At 38.4% G+C, this 23,424-nt stretch carries 18 protein-coding genes; 8 read left to right on the top strand and 10 right to left on the bottom strand.

What is annotated here, in order from left to right; all coding sequences use genetic code 11:
* The first annotated feature begins 3 nt into the window (after positions 1–3).
* The 6 genes from PCI70_RS09945 (at position 4) to galE (ending at position 6,586) form a co-directional block, all read left to right on the top strand.
* Positions 4–1,140 carry a glycosyltransferase family 4 protein gene (locus PCI70_RS09945; RefSeq protein ID WP_269915183.1) on the top strand — a complete coding sequence of 379 codons (1,137 nt, stop codon included), beginning with the start codon at positions 4–6 and terminating at the stop codon, positions 1,138–1,140.
* A gap of 61 nt (positions 1,141–1,201) precedes the next feature.
* A complete protein-coding gene (locus tag PCI70_RS09940) occupies positions 1,202–1,810 on the top strand; it encodes a sugar transferase (protein WP_269915182.1) in 609 nt (202 codons plus the stop codon).
* A gap of 12 nt (positions 1,811–1,822) precedes the next feature.
* Entirely contained in the window at positions 1,823–2,698 is an 876-nt protein-coding gene (gene galU / locus PCI70_RS09935) for a UTP--glucose-1-phosphate uridylyltransferase GalU (protein WP_269915181.1), read from the top strand.
* A 12-nt stretch (positions 2,699–2,710) separates the two neighbouring features.
* Positions 2,711–3,961 (top strand): UDP binding domain-containing protein, encoded by a 1,251-nt coding sequence (locus PCI70_RS09930; RefSeq protein WP_269915180.1) that lies wholly within the window; start codon positions 2,711–2,713, stop codon positions 3,959–3,961.
* Positions 3,958–5,571, top strand: coding sequence for a glucose-6-phosphate isomerase (gene pgi / locus PCI70_RS09925; RefSeq protein ID WP_269915179.1), 1,614 nt, complete (start codon positions 3,958–3,960; stop codon positions 5,569–5,571). Before PCI70_RS09930 ends, pgi begins: the two co-directional genes overlap by 4 nt.
* Positions 5,564–6,586: a UDP-glucose 4-epimerase GalE gene (gene galE / locus PCI70_RS09920; RefSeq protein WP_269915178.1), complete on the top strand. Its 1,023-nt coding sequence runs from the start codon at positions 5,564–5,566 to the stop codon at positions 6,584–6,586. The genes pgi and galE overlap by 8 nt, the downstream gene beginning before the upstream one ends.
* A 149-nt stretch (positions 6,587–6,735) precedes the next feature.
* On the opposite strand, the gene PCI70_RS09915 is transcribed toward galE, so the two are convergent.
* Positions 6,736–8,109, bottom strand: coding sequence for a phosphomannomutase CpsG (locus PCI70_RS09915; protein ID WP_269915177.1), 1,374 nt, complete (start codon positions 8,107–8,109; stop codon positions 6,736–6,738).
* 372 nt (positions 8,110–8,481) lie between these two features.
* On the opposite strand from PCI70_RS09915, the gene gltP reads away from it, so the two are divergent.
* Positions 8,482–9,771: a glutamate/aspartate:proton symporter GltP gene (gene gltP / locus PCI70_RS09910; protein WP_269915176.1), complete on the top strand. Its 1,290-nt coding sequence runs from the start codon at positions 8,482–8,484 to the stop codon at positions 9,769–9,771.
* Between the two features lie 15 nt (positions 9,772–9,786).
* On the opposite strand, the gene PCI70_RS09905 is transcribed toward gltP, so the two are convergent.
* The 8 genes from PCI70_RS09905 to ptsP all read right to left on the bottom strand — a co-directional run bounded on the left by PCI70_RS09905 (position 9,787) and on the right by ptsP (position 21,141).
* Complete coding sequence (locus PCI70_RS09905; protein WP_269915175.1) at positions 9,787–11,094, bottom strand: basic amino acid/polyamine antiporter; 1,308 nt, start codon at positions 11,092–11,094, stop codon at positions 9,787–9,789.
* Positions 11,095–11,979, bottom strand: a complete 885-nt coding sequence (locus tag PCI70_RS09900) for a homocysteine S-methyltransferase family protein (protein ID WP_269915174.1) — start codon at positions 11,977–11,979, stop codon at positions 11,095–11,097.
* Positions 11,980–12,069: 90 nt separating this feature from the next.
* Positions 12,070–12,414, bottom strand: a complete 345-nt coding sequence (locus PCI70_RS09895; RefSeq protein ID WP_269915173.1) for a hypothetical protein — start codon at positions 12,412–12,414, stop codon at positions 12,070–12,072.
* Entirely contained in the window at positions 12,407–13,588 is a 1,182-nt protein-coding gene (locus PCI70_RS09890) for an MFS transporter (protein WP_269915172.1), read from the bottom strand. The genes PCI70_RS09895 and PCI70_RS09890 overlap by 8 nt, the downstream gene beginning before the upstream one ends.
* Positions 13,589–13,655: 67 nt before the next feature.
* Positions 13,656–15,275 (bottom strand): malate dehydrogenase (quinone), encoded by a 1,620-nt coding sequence (gene mqo / locus PCI70_RS09885; RefSeq protein ID WP_269915171.1) that lies wholly within the window; start codon positions 15,273–15,275, stop codon positions 13,656–13,658.
* 395 nt (positions 15,276–15,670) lie between these two features.
* Positions 15,671–17,356, bottom strand: a complete 1,686-nt coding sequence (locus PCI70_RS09880) for a fructose-specific PTS transporter subunit EIIC (protein WP_269915170.1) — start codon at positions 17,354–17,356, stop codon at positions 15,671–15,673.
* 4 nt (positions 17,357–17,360) lie between these two features.
* Positions 17,361–18,287, bottom strand: coding sequence for a 1-phosphofructokinase (gene pfkB / locus PCI70_RS09875; RefSeq protein ID WP_269915169.1), 927 nt, complete (start codon positions 18,285–18,287; stop codon positions 17,361–17,363).
* Between the two features lies 1 nt (position 18,288).
* Positions 18,289–21,141 (bottom strand): phosphoenolpyruvate--protein phosphotransferase, encoded by a 2,853-nt coding sequence (gene ptsP / locus PCI70_RS09870; protein ID WP_269915168.1) that lies wholly within the window; start codon positions 21,139–21,141, stop codon positions 18,289–18,291.
* A gap of 230 nt (positions 21,142–21,371) precedes the next feature.
* On the opposite strand from ptsP, the gene ybaK reads away from it, so the two are divergent.
* Positions 21,372–21,842, top strand: a complete 471-nt coding sequence (gene ybaK, locus PCI70_RS09865) for a Cys-tRNA(Pro) deacylase (RefSeq protein WP_269915167.1) — start codon at positions 21,372–21,374, stop codon at positions 21,840–21,842.
* Here the strand turns inward: ybaK and PCI70_RS09860 are convergent.
* The gene (locus PCI70_RS09860) at positions 21,828–23,423 is read right to left on the bottom strand and encodes an inorganic phosphate transporter (RefSeq protein WP_269915166.1); all 1,596 of its coding nucleotides are present in this window, start codon (positions 23,421–23,423) and stop codon (positions 21,828–21,830) included. The genes ybaK and PCI70_RS09860 overlap by 15 nt on opposite strands.
* Position 23,424 lies beyond the last annotated feature (1 nt).

Below are 23,424 nucleotides of genomic sequence, written 5' to 3'. Positions count from 1 at the left end.
TACATGAAACGTTTTTGTATTATCTCCAATGACTTACATACGGTTTATAACTTTAGGGGCGAACTATTATTAGAAATTGCCCATCAAGGCTATGAAGTACATATTTTGGCACCTAATATTGAAGTATGTTCTAAAGATGCATTATTTTTTGAAGATCATGGTTTTACACTTCACCATTTTTCTATGCAAAAAATGGGAACAAACCCATTTGTAGATTTAAAGACCCTTTGGACTATTTATAAAATTCTAAAGAAAATTAAACCTCAAAAAATACTAAGTTATACCATTAAGCCTGTGATTTACGGCACATTGGCTGCTGCATGGGCAAAAGTACCCGAGCGTTATGTGCTACTCAGTGGTTTAGGGTTTGCATTTCAAAATGAGAAAGCACAAGGTAAATTCAAATACATTAAAAAAATTTTTGACCAACTGTTTCGTTGTGCAATCAAGCAATCGCATAAAGTTATTTTTCAAAATGAAGATGATTTAAAACTGATTCAACAGCTTGGACATTTAGAAAAGATTCCAACGGCAGTGGTCAATGGTTCAGGCGTTGATATACAAAAGTTTCAAAAAAAGTCTTTAGTTCTAGATGAAACACAACAACCTCAACCCATTTTTATCATGGTGGCGCGTTTACTTAAAGATAAAGGTGTTCACGAATATATTGAGGCGGCTAAACATGTCAAACAGCAATATCCACAAGCTAAGTTTCACTTAGTGGGTTGGATTGACGAAAACCCCGCTGCGATCAAAAAAGAAAATTTAAATCGTTGGATTGATGAAAGATTAATTAATTTTTGGGGAAAGTTAGAAGATGTTCGTCCAATTTTAGAGCAAGCGAATATTTTTGTTTTACCCTCATACCGTGAGGGAATACCACGCTCTGTTTTAGAAGCAATGGCAATGGGGCGAGCTGTGATTACAACGGATGCACCTGGTTGTAAAGAAACAGTGAATGAGGGCGAAAATGGCTTCAAAGTTCCTATTCAAAATAGTCAAAAGTTAGCTGAAGCCATGATTAAACTCATTCAAGAACCTAAATTAATAGAAATGATGGGGGAAAGATCACACAGTATTATCTTAGAAAAATATGATGTGAAAAAAGTAAATACACAGATGCGAAAAGAAATTCTATAATATCAAAATTGTTCAATAGCCCATGACGTTGTGTCAGCTTAATACCTGAGTAGGTTGAGTTATGCTAAAAAGATTATTAGATATTTCCATTGCCTTACTCGCACTTTTAGTACTCTCTCCTGTTTTTTTCTATACTTTAATCAAAGTAAGAAGAAATCTTGGTGCGCCTATATTTTTCTATCAAGAACGTCCAGGAAAAAATGGGCAGCTTTTCAAAATGATGAAATTTCGTTCAATGAAAGATATATGTGATATTCAGGGTAATCTTTTGTCAGATGAAGAACGGATTACACCATTTGGACAAAAATTACGTTCCACAAGTCTAGATGAAATGCCACAATTACTGAATGTGATTAAGGGTGATATGAGTATTGTGGGTCCACGTCCAATGTTAAAAGAATTTATTCAGCATTACACACCTGAACAGGCACGCCGTTTAGAGGTTAAGCCAGGTATGACTGGACTAGCTCAAATTAGCGGACGTAATGAACTAGACTATGAAAAACGTTTTGAGCTTGATGTATGGTATGTCGATCATCATAATATTTTTATCGACCTTAAAATAATGTTTAAAACAGTTTCTGTAATGTTAAAAAAAGAAGGAATTAATGCACCTGGGCATGTTGGACCTTCTATTTTTAAAGGCAATCATTCAAAAGATTCTAAATAAGTAGTGATGAATATGATTAAAAAAGCAATTCTTCCTGTAGCAGGTTTAGGCACGCGTTTTTTACCTGCAAGTAAGTCCATTCCAAAAGAGATGGTCACAGTGGTTGATCGTCCTGCAATTGAATATGTGGTGCGTGAAGCAGTAGAAGCAGGTATTGAGCAAATTATTTTAGTGACGCATGCGTCAAAAGCATCGATTGAAAACTACTTTGACCGTAATTTTGAATTAGAAACGACACTTGAGCAAAAGAAAAAATACGACTTATTAGAAGCCATCACTAACATTGTGCCACCGCATGTGAGTATCGTGAGTGTTCGACAGCCACAACCATTAGGGTTAGGGCATGCAGTTTTATGTGCAAAAGATATTGTAGGTGATGATGATTTTGCGGTTTTACTTCCTGATGTGTTGGTAAAAGAAAAAACAGAATTAAATGATTTACAACGTATGATTCAGCGTTTTGATGAGGTAGATGCCGCTCAAATTATGGTAGAGGCAGTGCCTGAAAACTTAGTCAATCAATACGGTATTGTGGATGTTGCGCAAAACCCAAATGAAGGCGAAAGCATTAAAATGGAGGGTATTGTAGAAAAACCAAGTATTGAAGATGCGCCAAGTAATTTGTCAGTAGTTGGACGTTATGTTTTACCTAATCAGGTTATGAAGCTATTAGAAACCACACCAAAAGGTGCAGGCAACGAAATTCAGCTGACCGATGCCATTGCAACTTTACAACAATCAAATACAGTTGAAGCTTATCGTATGCAGGGTCAAACTTTTGATTGTGGTAGTAAGTTAGGTTATCTAAAAGCAGTTCTACATTATGGTATTGCACATGAAAAATTAGGCACAGATTTTAAAAATCTTATTAAAGAACTTGATCTGTAAATAGGAGTTGCCATGAAAATCGCAATCTATGGAACAACATTAAATGCAGGTGTCATGGCAGGCTTATTTGCTGAATATGGACACCAAGTCTATTGGTGTCTTGATTTAATCAATCAAATTGAGTACCAAGATCGAGAAGTTAATGATTTAATTGATAAGCAGATCAAACAGCAATCTCTCATTATTTGTGCATGTTCAGATATTCCCTCTTCAGAAATTGAGAGTCATTTTTTTGCATTTAACTCACATGAATATCATTTAGCACAAGACATCTTAGAAGGGCTGAGTCAACAACCTATTATTCATCCTAAATTGATGATTAACAGTTCAAACTTTGATCTAAATGGTACTTTAAAATTACAACAGCAAGCACCAAAAGATGATTGGTGTTACTTGCCTGATATGATTCAAGAAGGTAATGCTTTAAATAGTATCTTGCACGTTAAGCATGTTTTAGTAGGGGTAGATGCACTGTGTGTACAGCCTAAAATAAAAGAACTATTACGTCCTTTTTACCCTGCGAATCATGATTATGTATTTATGCCAATTTTGGATGCTGAGTTTACTAAATTAAGTATTTCAGGCATGTTAGCCACACGTATTAGTTTTATGAATGATTTAGCACAAGTGGCTGAAAAACTTAATATTGATATTGCAAATGTACGTTTAGGTTTGGGTGCAGATACACGCATTGGTGATGCATATTTAGCCCCGGGTGTTGGTTTTGGTGGTGCAAATTTCTCTCATGATGTGCTGACATTAACCGATACCATTGCCGATGTCGGTGTAAAAAGTGAGTTACTTGAACAAGTTTGGCAAATTAACGAACAACAAAAAGAGATTTTATTTCGTAAACTTTGGAATTATTACCAATGCGATTTAAAGGGTAAGGTGATTGCAATTTGGGGTGCTTCTTTCAAAGAAAACACACCTCGAATTCATTATTCACCTATTCATACCATGCTCAAAGCATTATGGGCACAAGGGGCAATTGTTCAATTACATGACCCGCAAGCACTTCCTTTTATTTTAGAACAATATGGCGAACGTGCAGATCTTATTTTATGTGAAGATCGTTACCAAGCAGTAAAAGGTGCTGATGCGTTGTGTTTACTAACTGCTTGGAAAGAATACTTAGGACTTGATTATCAGTATTTACACCAATTAATGAAACATCCACTGATTTTAGATGGTCGTAATGTTTACGATGCAGCATTTGTAAAATCTCAAGGCTTTGCCTACGAGGGAGTAGGACGTATATGAAAAAATTACAAGACTGCGCCCAAACATTTGCTCATCTACATTTAAATGATTTATTTGAGCAAGATCCACAGCGTTTTGAACATTACTCATTTGAATTTCAGCACCTTCTTTTTGATTATAGTAAACACCGTATTGATCAAAATGTGCTTAAAGAGTTAATGAGTTATGCTGAACAAAAACAATTAAAACAGTGGATAAACACGTTATTTTCTGAAGAAGAGATTAACTATACAGAGCACCGTGCGGCAATGCATTGGGCGTTACGTTTACCACAGCATGGAAGTCGGCATACTACACTTGCCCAACAAGTACATCAACAGCTTGAAAAAATGTATGCGTTAGTAGAAAAAATTCATGCAGGGCAATTCCGTGGTGCAACGGGCGAAGTGATTCAAGATGTGGTTAATATTGGCGTGGGTGGCTCAGATTTAGGTCCACTCATGGCAAGCCATGCACTTTCAGACTTTAAATTAAAAACAGAAAAACCCCTACATATTCATTTTGTATCTACAATGGATGGCAGTCAGTTATCCGATTTACTTCATCAACTGCGCCCCGAAACAACACTGTTTATTATTTCTTCTAAATCATTTGGGACAATTGATACCTTGTCCAATGCGCAAACCGTTCGTTTATGGTTAGAAAAAGCATTAGGTAAACAAGATAAGGTGATTAAAAGTCATTTTATTGGTGTGTCCACAAAACCTGAAAAAATGGCAGAGTGGGGCATTGCTGAAGATAAGCAATTATTATTGTGGGATTGGGTAGGGGGACGTTACTCGCTTTGGTCTTGTATTGGTTTACCGATTGCACTGACCATTGGAGTTGAAGGATTTAAGCAATTTTTAGCAGGTGCTTATGCTGTGGATGAGCATTTTCAAAATGCGCCATTTCCCCAAAATATTCCTGTCTTAATGGGTTTATTGGGGGTTTGGAATACCAACTTTTTGAATATGCAGACCCATGCAGTGTTACCTTATGACGGTCGTTTAAAATACTTTGCAGCATATTTACAACAACTTGAGATGGAGTCTAATGGGAAATCTACCCAACGAGACAGCCAGAAAGTAACGTTAAGTACCTGCCCGATTGTATGGGGAGAGGTTGGGCCCAATGCGCAACATGCGTTTTATCAGTTACTGCATCAAGGAACGCATTTTGTAAGTTGTGACTTTATTGCACCTGTAAAACGTTATAACGCTAAACAATTTACATATGCCGAAAATGCAGAAGCTTTAGTGGAACAACATCACTTAGCATTGTCTAACTGTTTAGCACAATCACGACTTTTGGCATTTGGTAATAAAGCCATTGAACAAACCTTGCCTGAATATCAACAATACGAAGGTAATCAGCCAAGTACAACTATGCTGATACAGGAACTTAACCCTTATACGTTAGGGATGTTGATAGCACTGTATGAGCATAAAGTATTTGTGCAATCTGTTATTTGGAACATTAATCCATTTGACCAGTGGGGGGTTGAAAAAGGCAAAGAAATTGCCAATCAACTCTTACCAATTCTAAATGGACAACAAGTGAATACCGATGCATTAGACACTTCAACGCAAGGTTTACTTGATATTTTGTTAGGAAAAAAACGTGGCTAATATTTTAGTAACAGGTGGCGCAGGCTTTATTGGTTCACATACATGTGTAGAGCTGTTAGATGCAGGGCATGACGTTATCGTTTTTGATAATTTATGTAACAGTAGTGTTGAATCTTTACAGCGTGTAGAACAGCTGACACAAAAGAATATTATTTTTATTGAAGGCGATATTCGCAAGCAACAGCAACTTGATGAAGTTTTCCAACAACATCAAATTGATGCTGTGATCCATTTTGCAGGCTTAAAAGCAGTGGGCGAAAGTCAAAAAATTCCACTAGCATATTTTGATAATAATGTTGCAGGCAGTACTACCTTATTTAAAGCAATGGAAAAAGCGCAGGTGTTTACATTGGTGTTTAGTTCATCTGCAACCGTATATGGTGATACTCATCCATCGCCACTTAAAGAAACCATGCCAACGGGAATGCCGAACAATAATTATGGCTATACCAAACTAATTGTTGAGCAAATGTTGGAAAAACTTGCTGAGGCTGATGCTCGTTGGTCGATTGCTTTACTGCGTTATTTTAACCCTGTAGGGGCACATGAAAGTGGTGAAATTGGCGAAGACCCACAAGGGATACCCAATAATTTAATGCCTTATGTGACTCAAGTTGCGATTGGTAAACGCGAAAAATTATCTATTTTTGGTCATGATTATGACACGGTAGATGGAACAGGCGTGCGTGATTATATTCATGTTGTAGATTTAGCCGATGCGCATTTGTGTGCGTTAAATAATCGTTTAAAAGATACAGGATGCCGTGCTTGGAACATTGGAACAGGTAACGGTTTTTCAGTTTTACAGATTCGCAATACCTTCCAAGACATCAATCAGGTTGATGTGCCATTTGAATATTCTGCACGCCGTGAAGGTGATGTTGCAACCTGTTTTGCAGATAACCAACGTGCTTTAGATGAGTTAGGTTGGCAGCCTAAGCGTGGTTTAAAAGAAATGCTGAAGGACAGTTGGAATTGGCAGAAAAAAAATCCACAAGGTTATCGTTCCACGTGAAACAAAAAACTCGGTCATTGACCGAGTTTTTTTAGATTATGTTACAGAGAAAGTTTAAATCGAATTATCTCTTTTAAGAAAAATATTTTTCCATGATTTGGATTCAATTATTTTCTGTTTTATAAACTAAGCTGTGTTCATAAACAAAATTATACGTTTGTAATGAGATTAGATACTTCATCAACATAAAATTGTAAGGGTTGCTGAGCCTCACTTGCACGAATTTCGATATTTAAGCGTAAAAGTGGTTCTGTGTTAGAAGCACGCACATTTAAACGCCATGCACCAAAATCTAAACTTACGCCGTCAGTACGGTCAATTTGTGGTTGTTGATCTGCATAGAAATCAAAGATTTTTTGAATAGTGACTTGCGTATCTGTAACTTTAAAATTGATTTCGCCACTACATGGAAATTTTGCAATCATATTTTCTACAAGTGTAGAAAGCGACTGTTTTGTTTCAGACAGTAAAGCAGTGACCAATAACCATGGAATCATACCGCTATCACAGTAGGCAAAATCACGAAAGTAATGATGTGCGCTCATCTCGCCACCATAGACTGCATTTTCTTCACGCATAATTTCTTTGATGAAGGCATGTCCAGATTTTGATTGAACAGTAATACCACCATTTTGTTCTACGATATCAAGCGTATTCCAAACTAAACGTGGGTCATGCACAATTTTTTCGCCTGATTTTTGAAGTAAAAAGGCTTGGGCAAGTAAACCGACAATATAGTAACCTTCAATAAATTGTCCTTTTTCATCAAACAAGAAACAACGGTCAAAGTCGCCATCCCAAGCAATACCCATATCTGCTTGATGTTCAATGACAGCTTGGCGGGTACTGTCACGGTTTTCTACTAATAATGGGTTAGGGATACCGTTTGGAAATGTACCATCTGCTTCGTGATGAATTTTAATAAATTCGACAGGAACTTGAAGTTGTTTGAATTTGTCTTCAAGTGCATCAATGACATGTCCTGCTGCGCCGTTACCCGCATTCACCACAAATTTAAGCGGACGAATTTTGGTTATATCAATGTAAGTCAGTAGATGGTCTACAAATTCAGGCACAATATTATAAGATTGCGTCGTTCCTTTTTTTGCTACGTCTAAAAATTCTTGGCTTTGTGCCAAAGCTTGGATTTCTTTTAAACCTGTATCTGCACTAATTGGGCGCGCATTTTCACGAACAAGCTTCATACCGTTGTAATCCATAGGGTTATGACTTGCTGTAATTTCAATACCACCTTGTACATCTAGATGAAACGCACCAAAATAGACCTCTTCTGTGCCTGTCATGCCCAAATCTAGAACATCTACACCTGCATCATTTAAGCCTTGAATAGTGGCTTGTTTTAAGCTTTCACTGCTTTCACGGATATCACAACCCACCACAATGGTTTTCGGTTGATAAATTTGTCCGTATGCACGTCCTACGTTATAAGCAATCGTTTCATTAAGTTCTGTGCCTAGTTTTCCACGAATGTCATATGCTTTAAAACAGGTCAGATTTGTCATTTTAGGTTCTACACTCAAATAATTTATTATAACGATCTTTTCTTCAATCATTAAAAAAGATGTAAGCAAATACATCAAGCTTTTTTTGAACAGTGAATTTTATTATTAAGATATTGTATTTTAAATATTTATTTAAATTAAATGGATCTCACATTTAGCATAATTTTGACTAAAGTGGTATGGCATTTGCTAGGTATTAAGTGTAATTTTATGTTGACGCATGAATAAGCGGTTAGTACATTAGTTCGGTTTTTAGCAGAGCACTTTTGAAATCTAACCTTGAGATTTCATGCTTTATCTTTCCATTTTCCCCTAGTGCGGTTTGTATTTATTCTTTTGCATCTAGTTGGATTCAATAGGGTTTTTTAGCCTATGAAAAAAGTAAAGATTAGTCTTGCTTGGCAAATCTTAATTGCTTTAGTGTTGGGTATTGGGTTTGGTACATTTTTACATAACCACCCCGAACTACAAGCAAATATTATTAAAGATTACTTAAAACCTGCTGGTCAGATTTTTATTACCCTGATCAAGATGATTGTTGTTCCAATCGTAATATCTACTCTTATTTTAGGGATTGCAGGCGTTGGTGACTCTAAAAAGCTAGGTACGCTTGGCGTAAAAACAATTGTATATTTTGAAATTATTACAACTGTTGCCATTGTGGTTGGTTTAGTACTTGCAAATGTATTCCATCCAGGTATTGGTGTGGATATGAGTGCGCTTCATGCTTCAGATATTAGCCAATATCAGCATACAACCGAAAGCGTTCAAGCCGAATCTCATGGTATTTTCCATACCATTTTATCGTTAATTCCATCCAATATGTTTGGTGCGATGGTCAACGGTAATATGCTACAGATCATCTTTTTCTCTGTATTTTTTGGTATTGCACTTGCATCTTTACCTGTTGAGAAAAAGCAACCACTGTTAAACATTTTAGATGCTGTTGCTGAATCAATGTTTAAAGTGACTAACACCATTATGATGTATGCACCTGTTGGTGTATTTGCACTGATTTCGGTAACAGTGGCAACATTTGGTTTTGCATCCCTTATTCCATTGGCTAAGTTGGTTGGTCTTGTTTACTTTGCCATTTTGTTCTTTGGTATTATAGTGTTGGGTGGTGTTGCAAAATTCTGTAACTTAAACATCTTTACAATTATTAAAATTTTAAAAGATGAGCTCATTTTAGCATTCTCAACGGCAAGTTCTGAGACAGTATTGCCACGTATTATGCAAAAAATGGAAGCTTATGGTGCGCCAAAAGCGATTTCAAGTTTTGTTATTCCAACAGGTTATTCATTTAACTTAGATGGTTCTACGCTTTATCAAAGTATTGCAGCAATCTTTATTGCACAGCTTTACGGTATTGATTTAACCATTACACAGCAAGTCACTTTAGTATTTACCTTGATGGTAACGTCTAAAGGGATTGCAGGTGTACCAGGGGTATCATTTGTTGTATTGCTTGCAACATTGGGTTCTGTGGGTATTCCACTAGAAGGCTTAGCATTTATTGCAGGTGTAGATCGTATTTTAGATATGGCACGTACCGCACTAAATGTGATTGGTAACTCGCTTGCGGTACTTGTGATTAGTAAGTGGGAAAATCAATTTGATGAAGAAAAAGCTCAACAATATGAGCTGTCATTGAAAAAATAAAAAAAACGGTTCTTTTTAGAACCGTTTTTTTCGTGAGTATAAAAAGATCATCAAGCCAACGGCATATAAAACGCCTGATAACATCAGTAAAGAAAGTCCTGCTGCATAAAGAAGCCATACGGCATAGATCGTTGCAACTGAAGCAATGGCAATGTGCATTTGGCGTTTATGCTGTACAGAAGATTTTAAGTAAAATGCCGAAACTAAAAAGTAGGGCAATAAAATCATAACCGATGAGATCATCAAAAGTTGCGTGTAATTTTTATTAAAAAAACAGACAGCAATTAAGCAAATTTGTACCACAATAGATGTAAGCCATAATGAGCTGATTGGTACGTTATTTTCATTAGTTTTTAAAAAACGTGCGGGAAAGGCATTGTTTTTTGCTGCTAAAAATGGAATTTCTGTGGCAAATAACGTCCAACTTAAATAAGAAGAGGTCACGGAAATAATCAGACCCACAATAATGACAATGGTACCAGGTAAGCCAATCAGTTGCGTTAAAATGGTTGCCATAGATGGATTGTGCATACCTGCAATATCTGCACGGCTTGCAACACCATAAGACAAAACAGTCACCATAATGTAAAAACTGAGCGCGAGTAATACGCCAAGTACCGTTGCTTTGCCAATATCATTACGGTTTTTAGCACGCGATGATAAAACAACAGCACCTTCAATCCCTGTAAATACCCACAACGTGATGAGCATTAAATCTTTGACTTGTTGCCAAAGTGGAACACCTAACGAAAAGTCATGAAAGTTGAGTTTAAACAGCTCTAACTTAAAGGCAATGATGGTAAAAAAGATAAACACGACCATAGGCACAATTTTACAGATGGTCGCAAGTAGGTTCACAATTGCGGCTTCTTTGATGCCACGACTGACCACCCAATGTACCAGCCATACAAATATAGACGAGCCTAAGATGGCGTATGGTGTATTACCTTCACCAAAAATGACATGATCGGGCGTATCAAACAGCATACCCAAAGCAGAAAAGGCAACCACCACATAGCCTACAATACCAATAGTGGTACAGAGCCAATATCCCCAAGCAGAGAAAAAGCCGATAAGTTCGCCAAAACCTGCACGGGCGTAATTGTAAATACCACCATCTAGTTCAGGATGCTGACGGGATAAAAACAATAAAGAAAATGCCAAAAATAGGATACCCACGCCTGTAATGAGCCAAGCTATGAGTAATGCTGCGCCATTAGAAACAGCTGCCATATTTTGAGGCAGGCTAAATACGCCTGACCCCACCATAGAACTAAAGACCAATGCCGTTAATGACAATAGTCCAATTTTGTTGCTAGACATCTATGCTTCCTTAAAAAAATGAGAAAGCGTTTGGATATGTGATGGTGTAATACCACAACAGCCACCAATAATAGTTGCCCCTGCATCTTGCCATTGTTTAGCAAAAGCAAGATATGCATTTTCATCTAATTCTTTACGAATTTCGTCTAGCCCATCGTTTGCGGTTGCATTTTCATCTTGTGGCGGAAATGCATTTGCATAAGCACCAATCTCAATTTGCGGTAGGTGAGCTTTAATGTATTTAATGGCTTGTAAAATAACTTCAGGCTGACAGCAATTAAATAACACAGCATCTGCTTTAATTTTTTGAAGTGTTTTGACAACTTGTGCCATGGTTTCGCCCGAACGTAAAAGTGGTTCATCTAATTGGACATTGTCTTGAAGTGTAAAAGACACCCAATAGGCTTTATTGTCTTGAGGTAAAAGAGCATGGACTTGTTCTACTTCTTCTAAACAAGATTGCGTTTCTGCCAACCAAAAATCAATATGAGGGGTAAGCGTATCAATAATTGGATGTGCAATTTTTTTAAGTTCAGCTTTATGTTCTTCAAACAAATCTGCACGATATGAACCAAACAAAGGCGGTAGCGAACCTGCAATCTTAACGTCTTTTTGGCTTCCTTCTATGGCAAGTTTTGCCTGTGTAATACTTACTTCAATCAGGTGACGTGCTTCTTGGTCAAAGCGTTGTTGTCCAATATGAAAAGGTACAACAGCATAATTGTTTGTTGTAATTACATCTGCACCTGCTTGAATAAAATCAAGATGCACCTCTTTTACAGTATTGGGTGCTTCCCAAAGTGCCAAAGCTGACCACTCGGGTTGTTTAAAGGGTGCACCACGGCGTGCTAATTCTCGACCTACACCACCATCTAAAATTTTCATTTGTAGATCCTTCTGATTAAAACATATCAGTATATCGAATTGCTTTAATGACTCTATGCTGAAAATTATTCATTTAATGATGAGTGTTTTTCACAATGCACCATATTTTTGCCATGTCTCGCCAGAACTATCAGATGTTATAAACGAGTGTTGATAATACCCTTGGGCAATTGCAAGGCTAACTAACAGTATCCACTGTGGTAGTGATTTAGATACACAAAAATATGCAATCACAGCAAGAGGGATAAACCAAAATGCATGTAGCAAACAGAGTAAAATAATTGCAAGTACCATAATCAGTTTTTTGTACTGTATAAAAGCTTGCATAAATAAAAGAGCAAGGCTAACAATTAGAAAACCCGCTGTACCATCAAAAATAACCAAGTACAGTGATTGTAAAATAAGGAGAATGGTAACAATGATGTGTTTAGTCATAATCAATATGGCGTGTTTTTTTATGAGTGAGAAAAACAGTGAGTAAAGAGAGTGTACCACCAATGAGCATTGCAGGAACAACCGTCACAAATCGTGCTACAACACTTGATTGAAACGCACCAAGTTCATTACTTGAAGTCACAAAAATACCGTTAATTGCAGCCACACGCCCAAGCAGATGTTGCGGTGGAATCAACTGTAATAAATTTTGTCGTATTACAATACTCACGCTGTCGCATGCACCCATAACAAACAGTACAAGCATAGATAAATAAATTTGCCGTGTAAGTGCAAACATGAGCGTGCAACATGCAAAGCCTGTTACTGCCCATAACATGGTACGCCATAAGTTTTTTTGTATAGGATAACGGACTAAAATGCTCATGGTAATTAAAGAACCAATCGCAGGCATTGCCCGTAATAAACCAAAACCATCGGCTTGTAGGTGTAAAATATCTTGAGCAAAAATGGGAAGTAGTGCAACAATACCACCAAAAAACACAGAGGCTAAATCTAAAAAAATTGCCCAAAATATAATTTTAGTTTGATAAATAAATTGAATCGCTTCTTTTAAACTTGATAAAACAGAAGTAGCAACACTAGCAGGGAAAGTACGTTGGCTCATACACCATAAAGCCAAACTACCCATCATAAATAAAACAAAGATTAGTCCGAAGGTACTATTTAAACCTAAGTAGCTTAAACAAAGCCCACCCAATATAGGTGCCAATACACCGCAAACTTGCCAACATAAACTTGTCCAAGTGGCAGCCTGTGCATAAAGTAGCTTAGGCACTAAAAATGGACGCAGTGAATTAAAACAGGGGCTATAAATACCACGTATACAACCAAACAAGAATAAAACTGTGTAAATTAAAATAATGTATTGTTGGTCGGTACACCACCATAACAAAGCAGTAAGCGGCATAGATAAACTAAAGCAAATTTGCAAAATACGTTGGCGGTTGAAACGATCGGCAATATAGCCACCCCATAAAGAAAACAATACAAATGGGATAAATTCGGTTAATCCAACTAAACCTAAACTCAACGGATTTTGAGTAATCGTATAAAGTTGGAAGGCAATAATCACTTCTTGCATCACAATTGCAAGTGTTAAACAGCATTGGTTAATGGTGAGTAACTTAAAATCTTGATATGAAAAAATGGTCATTGCATTCAAACTTCTTAAAATAAGAAAAGGGATGAAAAATCATCCCTTTTCAAAATTAGCTCAGAACTTATTTTTGAGCTTCTGCTTTTTTAAACGCTTCAGGTGTTGTGTAATTTAAACCTAAAGTTGAGCTTGTATAATGACGGGTTTGATCAAGCAATTGTGGATCATTACTTAAATCTTGGCCGTAAGAACGTACAATCTCATGAAGTTTAGGATTCCATTCACCTTTCACTTGTTCAGGGAATGCTTTCTCAAGTACGTTTAACATTGTGTACGGAGAAGTAGACGCCCCTGGAGAAGCACCAAGTAACGCACTTACAGATTTGTCTGAAGATGTGAAAATCTCTGTACCAAACTGTAATTTAGCGGGTTTTCCTGGCTCTTTTTTGATGATCTGAACACGTTGACCACCTTGGTTTGCATGCCAATCTTTTGCTTGCGCTTCAGGGTAGTATTTACGTAATTCATTCATACGGTCTTCGTCAGACATCATCACTTGGCTGATAAGGTACTGAACAAGATCCATGTTTTGTAAACCAATAGCAGTCATTGGTAATACGTTATTTTTGTTGGTAGATGCAACAAGGTCTAACTGAGAACCATTTTTAAGGAACTTGTTTGAGTAGGTTGCAAATGGTCCAAACAATACATACTTTTTACCGTCAATATAACGTGTATCAATATGTGGTACAGACATTGGAGGTGCACCAAGATCAGCACGACCATAAACTTTTGCAGTGTGTTTAGAGGTAATTTCAGGATTATCTGTAATTAAGAACTCACCACCTACAGGGAAGCCGGCATATTGTTGTGCTTCTGGTAGACCAGTCATTTGTAGCATTTTAATAGCTGCGCCACCTGCACCAATAAATACAAAGCGAGTTTTTACATGGCTTGTTTTGTTCGTTTTTAAATCTTTGAACTCTACTGTCCACGTTTTATCTTCGTTTTGGCTGATGCCTGTTACTTCAGTTGAGTTTTGTAACTTAAAGTTAGAATGCTTTTCTAAGTTACTTACTAGCTGAGTGGTGATTGCACCGTAGTTTACGTCAGAACCAACGTCCATGCGTGTTGCAGCTACTTTCTGGTTTGGATCACGACCTTGCATCACCAATGGTGCCCATTGTGCAATTTCTTTTGGATCTTCAGAAAGTTTCATACCCGCAAACAATGGATCTTTAACCATTGCTGCATAACGTTTTTCCATAAATGAAACGTTATCGCCCCACACAAAAGCAATATGCGGTACTGGATTAATAAACGTCGTTGGTGTGTTTAAAACACCTTGTTGTACTTGATGTGCCCAGAACTGTTTTGCAATCTCAAATTGACCTGCAACTTTTACAGCCTTAGAAATGTCCATTTTACCGTCTTTTTCTTCGGTATAGTTCATTTCCATGAAACCTGAGTGACCAGTACCTGCGTTGTTAAAGCCGTTAGAGCTTTCTTGGGCAACTTTATCCATACGCTCATACATACGAATTTGCCAATTTGGCTGTAATTCTGTGAGGTATGTGCCCAAAGTTGCACTCATAATACCGCCGCCAATTAAGACAACGTCAACAACAGGTTCGCCACTTTCTGTTTTAATTGGTTTAGATGCAATAGGTCTAAACAAAAACGCGATTGCGATAATTACTAGTACAAGAAGAACAACTAGTAGATACTTCCAAAATTTTTTCATTCAATTTACCTTAAAAAATTAAATGACTTTCCATAGATAGAGAGATTTAATATTGCCGAGGATATAAACGTGCTATGAAATAGATCACTCAAATGATGGTGACTAGTATATCAATCGTTCGTTTTTTTTAATAGAGATGCTTAAAATCATCGGGTTTGTACACAAATGTATTTTTTTACAGCAGGGATGATTACAAAAAAAATATTTGTTCATTTTTTGTTTTATGTTTTAAAAAAACCAAGAGTTTTAGTAGGTTATTTAAGCATCTGTAAATTTATACTTAACAAACACATATGCATAAAATGTAAATTTATATAAAAAAAATATTTATAATTGGTTAAAAAATAAACAAAAAGCCCCGTGGTATACGAGGCTTTTTTTATAATTAGACTTAATTATTGAGTTGTAACTGCGCTAGGCTGTGGCTGACGTTGCTTTAAGAAAGCATAAATAATGCCTGTTGTAACACTTCCGGCTGCAATAGCACCTAAATACATGAGTGGATGAGTCACGGCATTTGGAATAAGTAATACAAATACACCACCATGAGGTGCTTGTAGTTCACAGTGTGCAAGTGCAACTAAAGCTCCTGTAATTGCACCACCTACAATTGAGCTTGCAATCACACGTGCAGGGTCTTTGGCTGCAAATGGAATAGCACCTTCTGAAATAAAACACAAGCCTAGAACAAAAGCAGCTTTACCTGCACCACGTTCTGCTTCATCAAATTTACTTTTTGCCAAGAAAGTGGCAATTGCCATACCAATTGCAGGTACCATACCGCCTGCCATCGTTGCTGCCATCGGCATATACGTGTGCGTTGTTAGTAGTCCCACCGTAAAGGCATAGGCTGCTTTATTAATTGGGCCACCTAAATCAATACACATCATACCTGCTAAGATAGCACCCATTAAAACAGCATTCGTTGTTCCCATATTATTTAAGAAATCTTTCATGGCTTCAAAAATATGAGCAACAGGTGTACCAATCACGTAGTACATAAGCAAACCAACAATTAAGCTAGAAAGCAAAGGAATGAGTAAAATTGGTTTAAGTGCTTCTAAACTGGTTGGAAGTTTTAATTTTTTGGCAATAAATAAGGCAATGTAACCTGCTAAAAAGCCCGATACAATCCCACCTAAAAAGCCTGCTTGTAAATTGGTTGCTAAAATACCACCAATTAAACCTGGAGTAAGCCCTGGACGGTCTGCAATTGAATAGGCAATATAGCCTGAAAACATTGGTACCATTAGTAAGAAAGCTGCGCCACCAATGTCTTTTAAAATAGCTGCTAAACTACCGACTTCTTTAAATGCTTCAATACCAAAACAAAAAGAAAGAGCAGTAAGCAAACCACCTGCGACCACCATTGGAAGCATGTAAGAAACACCTGTGAGCAGATGCTTATATATACCAACTTTTTCGTCTTTTTCTGAGCTGTTTGAACTTGCTTGAGTGTTGCCATCAAGTACTTTCGCTTCTTTAATGGCAGCTTCAAATGCTTTGTCGGTTTGTTTAAGTGCAAAGCCTGTACCACAACGGTACACACGTTTACCTACAAAACGATCTGTGTTCACTTCAATATCTGTGGCTAAAATAACAACATCTGCTGCGGCAATGCTTTCAGGGGTTAAAATATTTTTTGCACCCACTGAGCCTTGTGTTTCTACATCAATGGTATAGCCATGTTTTGCAGCACCTTGTTGCAGTGCTTCGGCGGCCATAAACGTATGTGCAACCCCTGTTGGACAAGCCGTAATCGCAACAAAACGCGTTGCGCTTGTACTTGTTTCTGCAGCATCTTCTTGTACGGTTTTATCAAGTGCTGCCTGTAGTGTTTCTGTGCCATCATTTTGTGCTTGGTTAAGCCCAATCACACGCACATCTTTATCTGTAAGATTGAGGCGCTGTCCAATAGCAATAATAATATCGGCAGTGCTTTGGCTTGCATCTGTACCAGATGCAGCAACTTCGCTTTCGTATCCCAGTGTTGAAGCAACATTTGCTAGCTTACGTGCCAAAATTAAAGCATTGACAGGTTGCTCAGGACTATTTGGGACAAATAAAATATGTTTTTTCATTATCTTAACCCAGTGAGCTAATGGAGATTTGTTGCTTCAAATCTTCGATTGTAGAAAGAGGGGGTAATTGAAAGCCGATTTGTGTGACTGCATTACTTGCAATTGCCGTTGCAGTTTGTAGAGTTTCTTGAGGTGTATGTTGGCTGAGTAAACCATGCACCATACCTGCCACCATAGAGTCACCTGCACCGACGGTACTTTTGACTGTTACTTTAGGTGCAGAGGCATGCATTGAATCTGTTTTACGTAACCAGTTTACGCCGTGCTCGCCCATAGATACGACAATATTTTCAATTTGCGTTTGTTGTTTTGCAAAAATTGCCTGTTGTTCGGCAAATGTGGTTGCAGGTAAGTGGTAAGTTTCTGTCAGCTCGTCGGTATTTGGCTTAATTAACCAAGGATTTACTGTAATAGCAGCTTCAAGTGCTTGACCACTGGTGTCTACCGCTACTTTATGCCCTTGTTGTTTAAACCATGTAATGAGGTCTGCAAATTCTTGTACGGAGAAGTTTTGAGGCAAACTGCCTGAAATTACCACCGCATCAACTTGAATATTCTCAAGTTTTTGTTTAAGTGCTTGTTTTGCTTCCTCACTTACCCAAAAGCCTTTGCCATTAATGTCGGTCATACGTCCTGAACTTTCAGCCACTTTAATGTTTTGACGAGTTTCGCCTTCTACATAAATAAACTGATTATCAAAACTTTGTTCTTCAAAATGCTGATCGAAGATCTGACGATTCCCTTGTCCTAAAAAGCCACTTACGACAAGGTCGTGTCCTAAGTCACGCAGTACTTGTGCAACGTTTAAACCTTTACCCGCTGCATGGCTTTGCGATGCTTTTTGGCGATTGACCTCACCAATATTGAGGGTATCAAGCTCAACCGTTACATCAATGGCAGGGTTAAGCGTAATTGTTAGAATTTTCGCCATGTTATTCCCCTAATTCACGTACGGCTGTTGCACTGTCGCAGTGAAGTGCTTGCTGTGCAATTTTTTGGCATTCTGTAAAGTTAAGTTTACGAATTTGTGCTTTAACTAAAGGAATGCTGGTAGCTGACATACTTAGTTCGTCTACCCCTAAGCCCATGAGTACAGGTACAGCTTTTGGATCTGCTGCCAACTCACCACAAACACCGACCCATTTACCATATTGATGTGCTGCACGAACAGCTAGATCAATGAGTAACAATACACTTGGGTGTAAACCATCTGCCTCGGCTGAAAGTTGAGGATGACCACGGTCAATTGCCATAGTGTATTGGGTCAAGTCATTGGTACCCACACTAAAGAAGTCAACTTCTTGTGCCAAAATTGGCGCAAGTAGGGCTGCTGCAGGTACTTCAATCATAATACCCACTTCAAGGTTATTAGTTGGGTATTGTTCGCGTACTTCATCTAAAATGGCTTTTGCTGCACGCCATTCTTCTACACGCCCAATCATTGGGAACATAATACGTAATGGGCGGTCATCGGCTGCTTTAAGTAAAGCGGTTAGCTGTTGACGCAACAATTCAGGTTTACGCAAAGTTAAACGAATACCACGAATACCCAAGAACGGGTTTTCTTCAGGTGCAATGGGTAAGTATGGTAATGGTTTGTCACCACCTACATCAAGGGTACGTACCACCACAGGGCGACCTTCTAAAGCATCTAATACCACACGGTAATCGGCTTCTTGGACTTCTTCGTTTGGCGCACTTTTATGTGCCATAAACACAAGTTCTGTACGCAGTAGTCCAATCGCTTCTGCACCACATTCTACGGCTTTTTTAGTGGCATCAACTTTACCAATGTTGGCAGCAATCTCAACCTGATGACCATCTAAAGTAATGGCAGGTTCCATGCTGTGTTTTTCTGCTTCTATACGGATTAGGCGTTGACGTTCACGTTCTTCAATGGCGTGGTCAATTAAGCTTTGTTCAGGATTTGCAATAAATTCGCCGTTATCACCATTAATTAAAACAGTGGTGTTACTCTCAATTTTGAGAACTTCTGCACCTGCACCTACGACAGCAGGAATAGCCAATGCACGTGCCACAATTGCACTATGCGCACTTGCCCCACCGACTGCAGTTAAAATCCCCGCCACACGGTCTTTGTTTAAACGTGCAACATCACTCGGGCCCACATCGTGCATAATTAAAATATACGGTGCTTCTGGTTCTACCACATCAGGTACGCCACAAAGTACAGCCAACACACGTTCGCCAATATCACGTAAATCGGCTGCACGCTCTGCAAGTAAATGGTCTTTAAGAGCTTCTTGTGCTTTGGCTGCACTTTCAATGTACTCATGCCAAGCAGCAGGGGCAGAGAGGTTTTGTTTTAAACCTTTATGGACGTTTTGAATAAGATCAGGGTCATCTAGCATTTCTAGATGTGCCATGAAAATTTGTTTAATGGCTTCTACTTTGGTAGTACCAATAAACTGACGAATATGTTCTTTAACTTGTTCAATGGCTTTTTGGAGCTTATCGGTTTCGGCTTTTACACTGCTACCGTGACGGTCATAGTTAAACTCGCGTGGTTTAACCACATGTGCAGGACCAAATGCTAAACCTGCCGAAGCGGGAATACCTGTTTTGTTTCCGTTGGCATTAACGCTTTGTTCAAATGTTAAAACATCTTCTTGTGGTTCTTGCTTTGGTGCTTGATCGTCAATCGGTTCAACTTCTTCGCCTAAACCTGCTTTAACAGCTGCAATGATTTGCTCTAAACCTTCTACGGCATCTGTGTTAGGTTCTGCAATAAACTTAAGCACTTGCCCACGCTTACAACCCATTGACAATAACTTGGTTAAACTTTTTGCTGATACAAATGTACCGTCATCTGCACAGACTTGAATATCACCTTTAAAGGTTTTGCTGATATTGACAAGTTGCGTTGCAGGACGAGCATGTAAGCCGTGTGCATTGGCAAGTACCACAGTACGTGCTGGCCAATCAGGAATAATTTCTGCACCAATCATTTGTGCAATTTGGTGGCTATCTTGTTCTTGGTTTAACTGTTGCAGTTTTGCAGGATCAAATAAAATATCCATCAAACGGTTAAACTGCGTCATATCAAGCTGATCGTTGCTTGCAATACAAAGCAGTGTGCCAAGTGGCTTGTTGTTATAGGTTAAAGGTTCTTCTGCTTTAACAATACTCACCGCAGGGCTTAACACATGTTGGCTTGCTGTAATTGACCAAATATCTTCACCTAGATGAATCATTTGTTTTGGGTCTAGCGCCGTTAAAAATCCACACTCAACTAATTTTTGTTGTTTTAACAGTTGGGTACCATGCCAAAGAAGGTCTTCTATATCTTGGGCGGGTACTTGCGTGGTAATGAGATTTTCGTGAAGGGCTAAAGAAGGGGGTTGAGCTTGTAATAATTCGATGATTTGCTCGGCAGAGGTCGCATTTTTTACTCTGTCGGAAACATCATCAATTAGCGCACGCGTCAAGATTTGTAAGACTTGCAGATGCTCATCGGATTTTGCAGCAATAACAACTGCCAAATAAATCTTATTTTCCCCATCCCACACTACACCTTCAGGAAAGTGTGCAAGTCGGACACCTGTTTTTAAAATATATTGTCGTGATTGTGGGGTGCCATGAGGAATTGCAATGCCTTGACCAAGATAGGTTGCACTTTGTTGTTCGCGTGCTTTTAAACCTTCTATATACTCAGGGGTAACGAGTTGATCTTCTACTAAAATATCAACAAGACACTGTAACGCCTGAGCCTTATCAACAGCATGTTGATTCATTCGAACATGTTGTACATCTAGCGCTAACATAAAAAATCCTTGAAAACCATCATAAGTCGAGTGAGGCGATGCCTTTGCTGAAAAAAAATAAAAGGCAAATTCTACTATGATTTGCCCTTTAAATCAGTTCTTTTCAAATACTGGGCATTTTATTGTAGATCCTAGATTGAATTTTACTCGAAAATTTTGCGTGTAGGGCGATTATTTTATCAGCCAAAAGTATGATGTAAGATACTTAAATGGTGAACAAAGGAATATGTATGACGCCTGCTTGTAAATTATTGAAATCAAAAAAAATTAACTATACCGAGCATCATTATCAACACGATGTAACTGTGACAAATTTTGGTTTAGAAGCCGTAGAGAAATTAGGTTTACAAGCAAAAGAGGTGTTTAAAACGCTTTTAGTGACAGATGATAAACAGTACTTTGTGGCAATCCTACCTGTAGATCACCAACTCAATTTAAAGAAAGTGGCACATATATTTGGCTGTAAAAAATTACATATGGCGCAACCACAAGATGCAGAACGTTTAACAGGTTATTTGGTGGGTGGTATTAGCCCATTGGGGCAAAAAAAACGGTTAAAAACCGTGATAGATATATCTGCTAGAGCGCAAGACAAAATGTATGTGAGTGGGGGAAAACGCGGGTTTGATATTGGACTTGCACCCCAAGACTTAAGCCAAGTGCTTGGGGCAACATTTGCAGATATATTAAACGAAGCGTGAGAACAACCAATATAACGATGCAGATAAAATCATGGCACATGGAAGCGTAAGTACCCATGCCATTAAAATGCTTTTAATAGTGCTCCATTGTAAGCCCGATTTATTTGCAGTCATGGTCCCTGCAACAGCACTGTTTAAAACGTGCGTAGTACTTACAGGAAGTCCAAACTTATCTGCTGCAATGATGGTTCCCATTGCCACAAGTTCAGCCGACATGCCTTGTCCATAAGTTAAATGTGTTTTACCAATACGTTCGCCAACAGTCACTACAATGCGCTTCCAACCCACCATTGTGCCTAAACCAAGTGCTAGTGCCACCGCTACTTTTACCCAAGTTGGAATGTACTGTGTTGCACGGTCTAAGTTATTACGGTAGTCATCCACCGTTGCTTTTTGGCTTGCACTGAGTTGAAGCTGATGGCTTTTATCCAATGCTTTTAAGCTCGCACTGCTTAAATACATATCGTTACGTAGGTTAATAGTTGCTTTTTCAGGTACTTTATCCATACCGCCGTAGTTGGCAACTGCTTGTCCCAAATGGTTAGACAAAGCTGCCACCGCAGGCACAATTTGTGCGTTATTTTGATGGTTCTGAATATAGGTTGTTAATACTTGGCGTGCTTGTTGGTCTTGCATTTGGTCGGGATTGGCAACCAAAATATGCGCCGTTTTTTCTGATAAAGCCGCAAACGATTGTACTTCGCTTGAATCCATTGTTTTGTTTAAAGAATAAGCAAGAGGCACAATACCAATGAGGATGAGCATGATTAAGCCCATACCTTTTTGCCCATCGTTAGAACCATGTGCAAAGCTCACACCTGTACACGTTGCAATGAGTAAACTACGTACTAAAAAAGAGGGTGGTTTATTGCCATCAGGTGCATCAAATAATTGCGGTTTGCGACGACTCATCACCACTTTTAAAGCAATGAAAGCAATGGCTGCAAGTCCAAAACCAATTAACGGCGAAAAGAATAACGCTTTAGCAACTTTAAAGATTTGATCAACATCAATGCCACTGACGCCTTGCGAGGTACTTAAAAATTGATTCATCAACCCTACACCAATAATTGAACCAATCATGGTGTGTGAGCTAGAGGCAGGAATCCCAAAGAACCATGTGCCTAAATTCCAAATAATGGCAGCAATTAAAAGCGCAAACACCATTGCAAATCCTGCACCACTATTGACATGCAAAATCAGCTCTACAGGTAAAAGTGCAATGATGCCGTAAGCCACCATACCACTCGCCGTTAAAACACCTAGAAAATTAAAGAAACCTGACCACATTACAGCGACAGGTGCAGGCATGGCATTGGTATAAATGACGGTTGCAACGGCATTGGCTGTATCGTGAAAACCGTTTACAAATTCAAAGCCCAGCGCAATGATAAGAGCAACGCCTAACATTACAAATGAAAATGCGCTTAACGGTGGAACATGTGAGAGGTCGGCAGTGAGTTGCGTACCAATATAAAGAATAGAAGCAAGAACAACAGAGATAAATGCAAATTTAAACCACTGAGGGGTTTTAGCGTTTACATTTGAGTTTTGTGTGGCGATTGAAGCTTGTTGGGTCATG

The sequence above is a fragment of the Acinetobacter sp. HY1485 genome, assembly GCF_027568475.1.
In the GTDB taxonomy this organism is placed as follows: domain Bacteria; phylum Pseudomonadota; class Gammaproteobacteria; order Pseudomonadales; family Moraxellaceae; genus Acinetobacter.
Note: the sequence above shows the minus strand (reverse complement) of the source record. Positions and strands in the feature narration are given on the sequence as shown.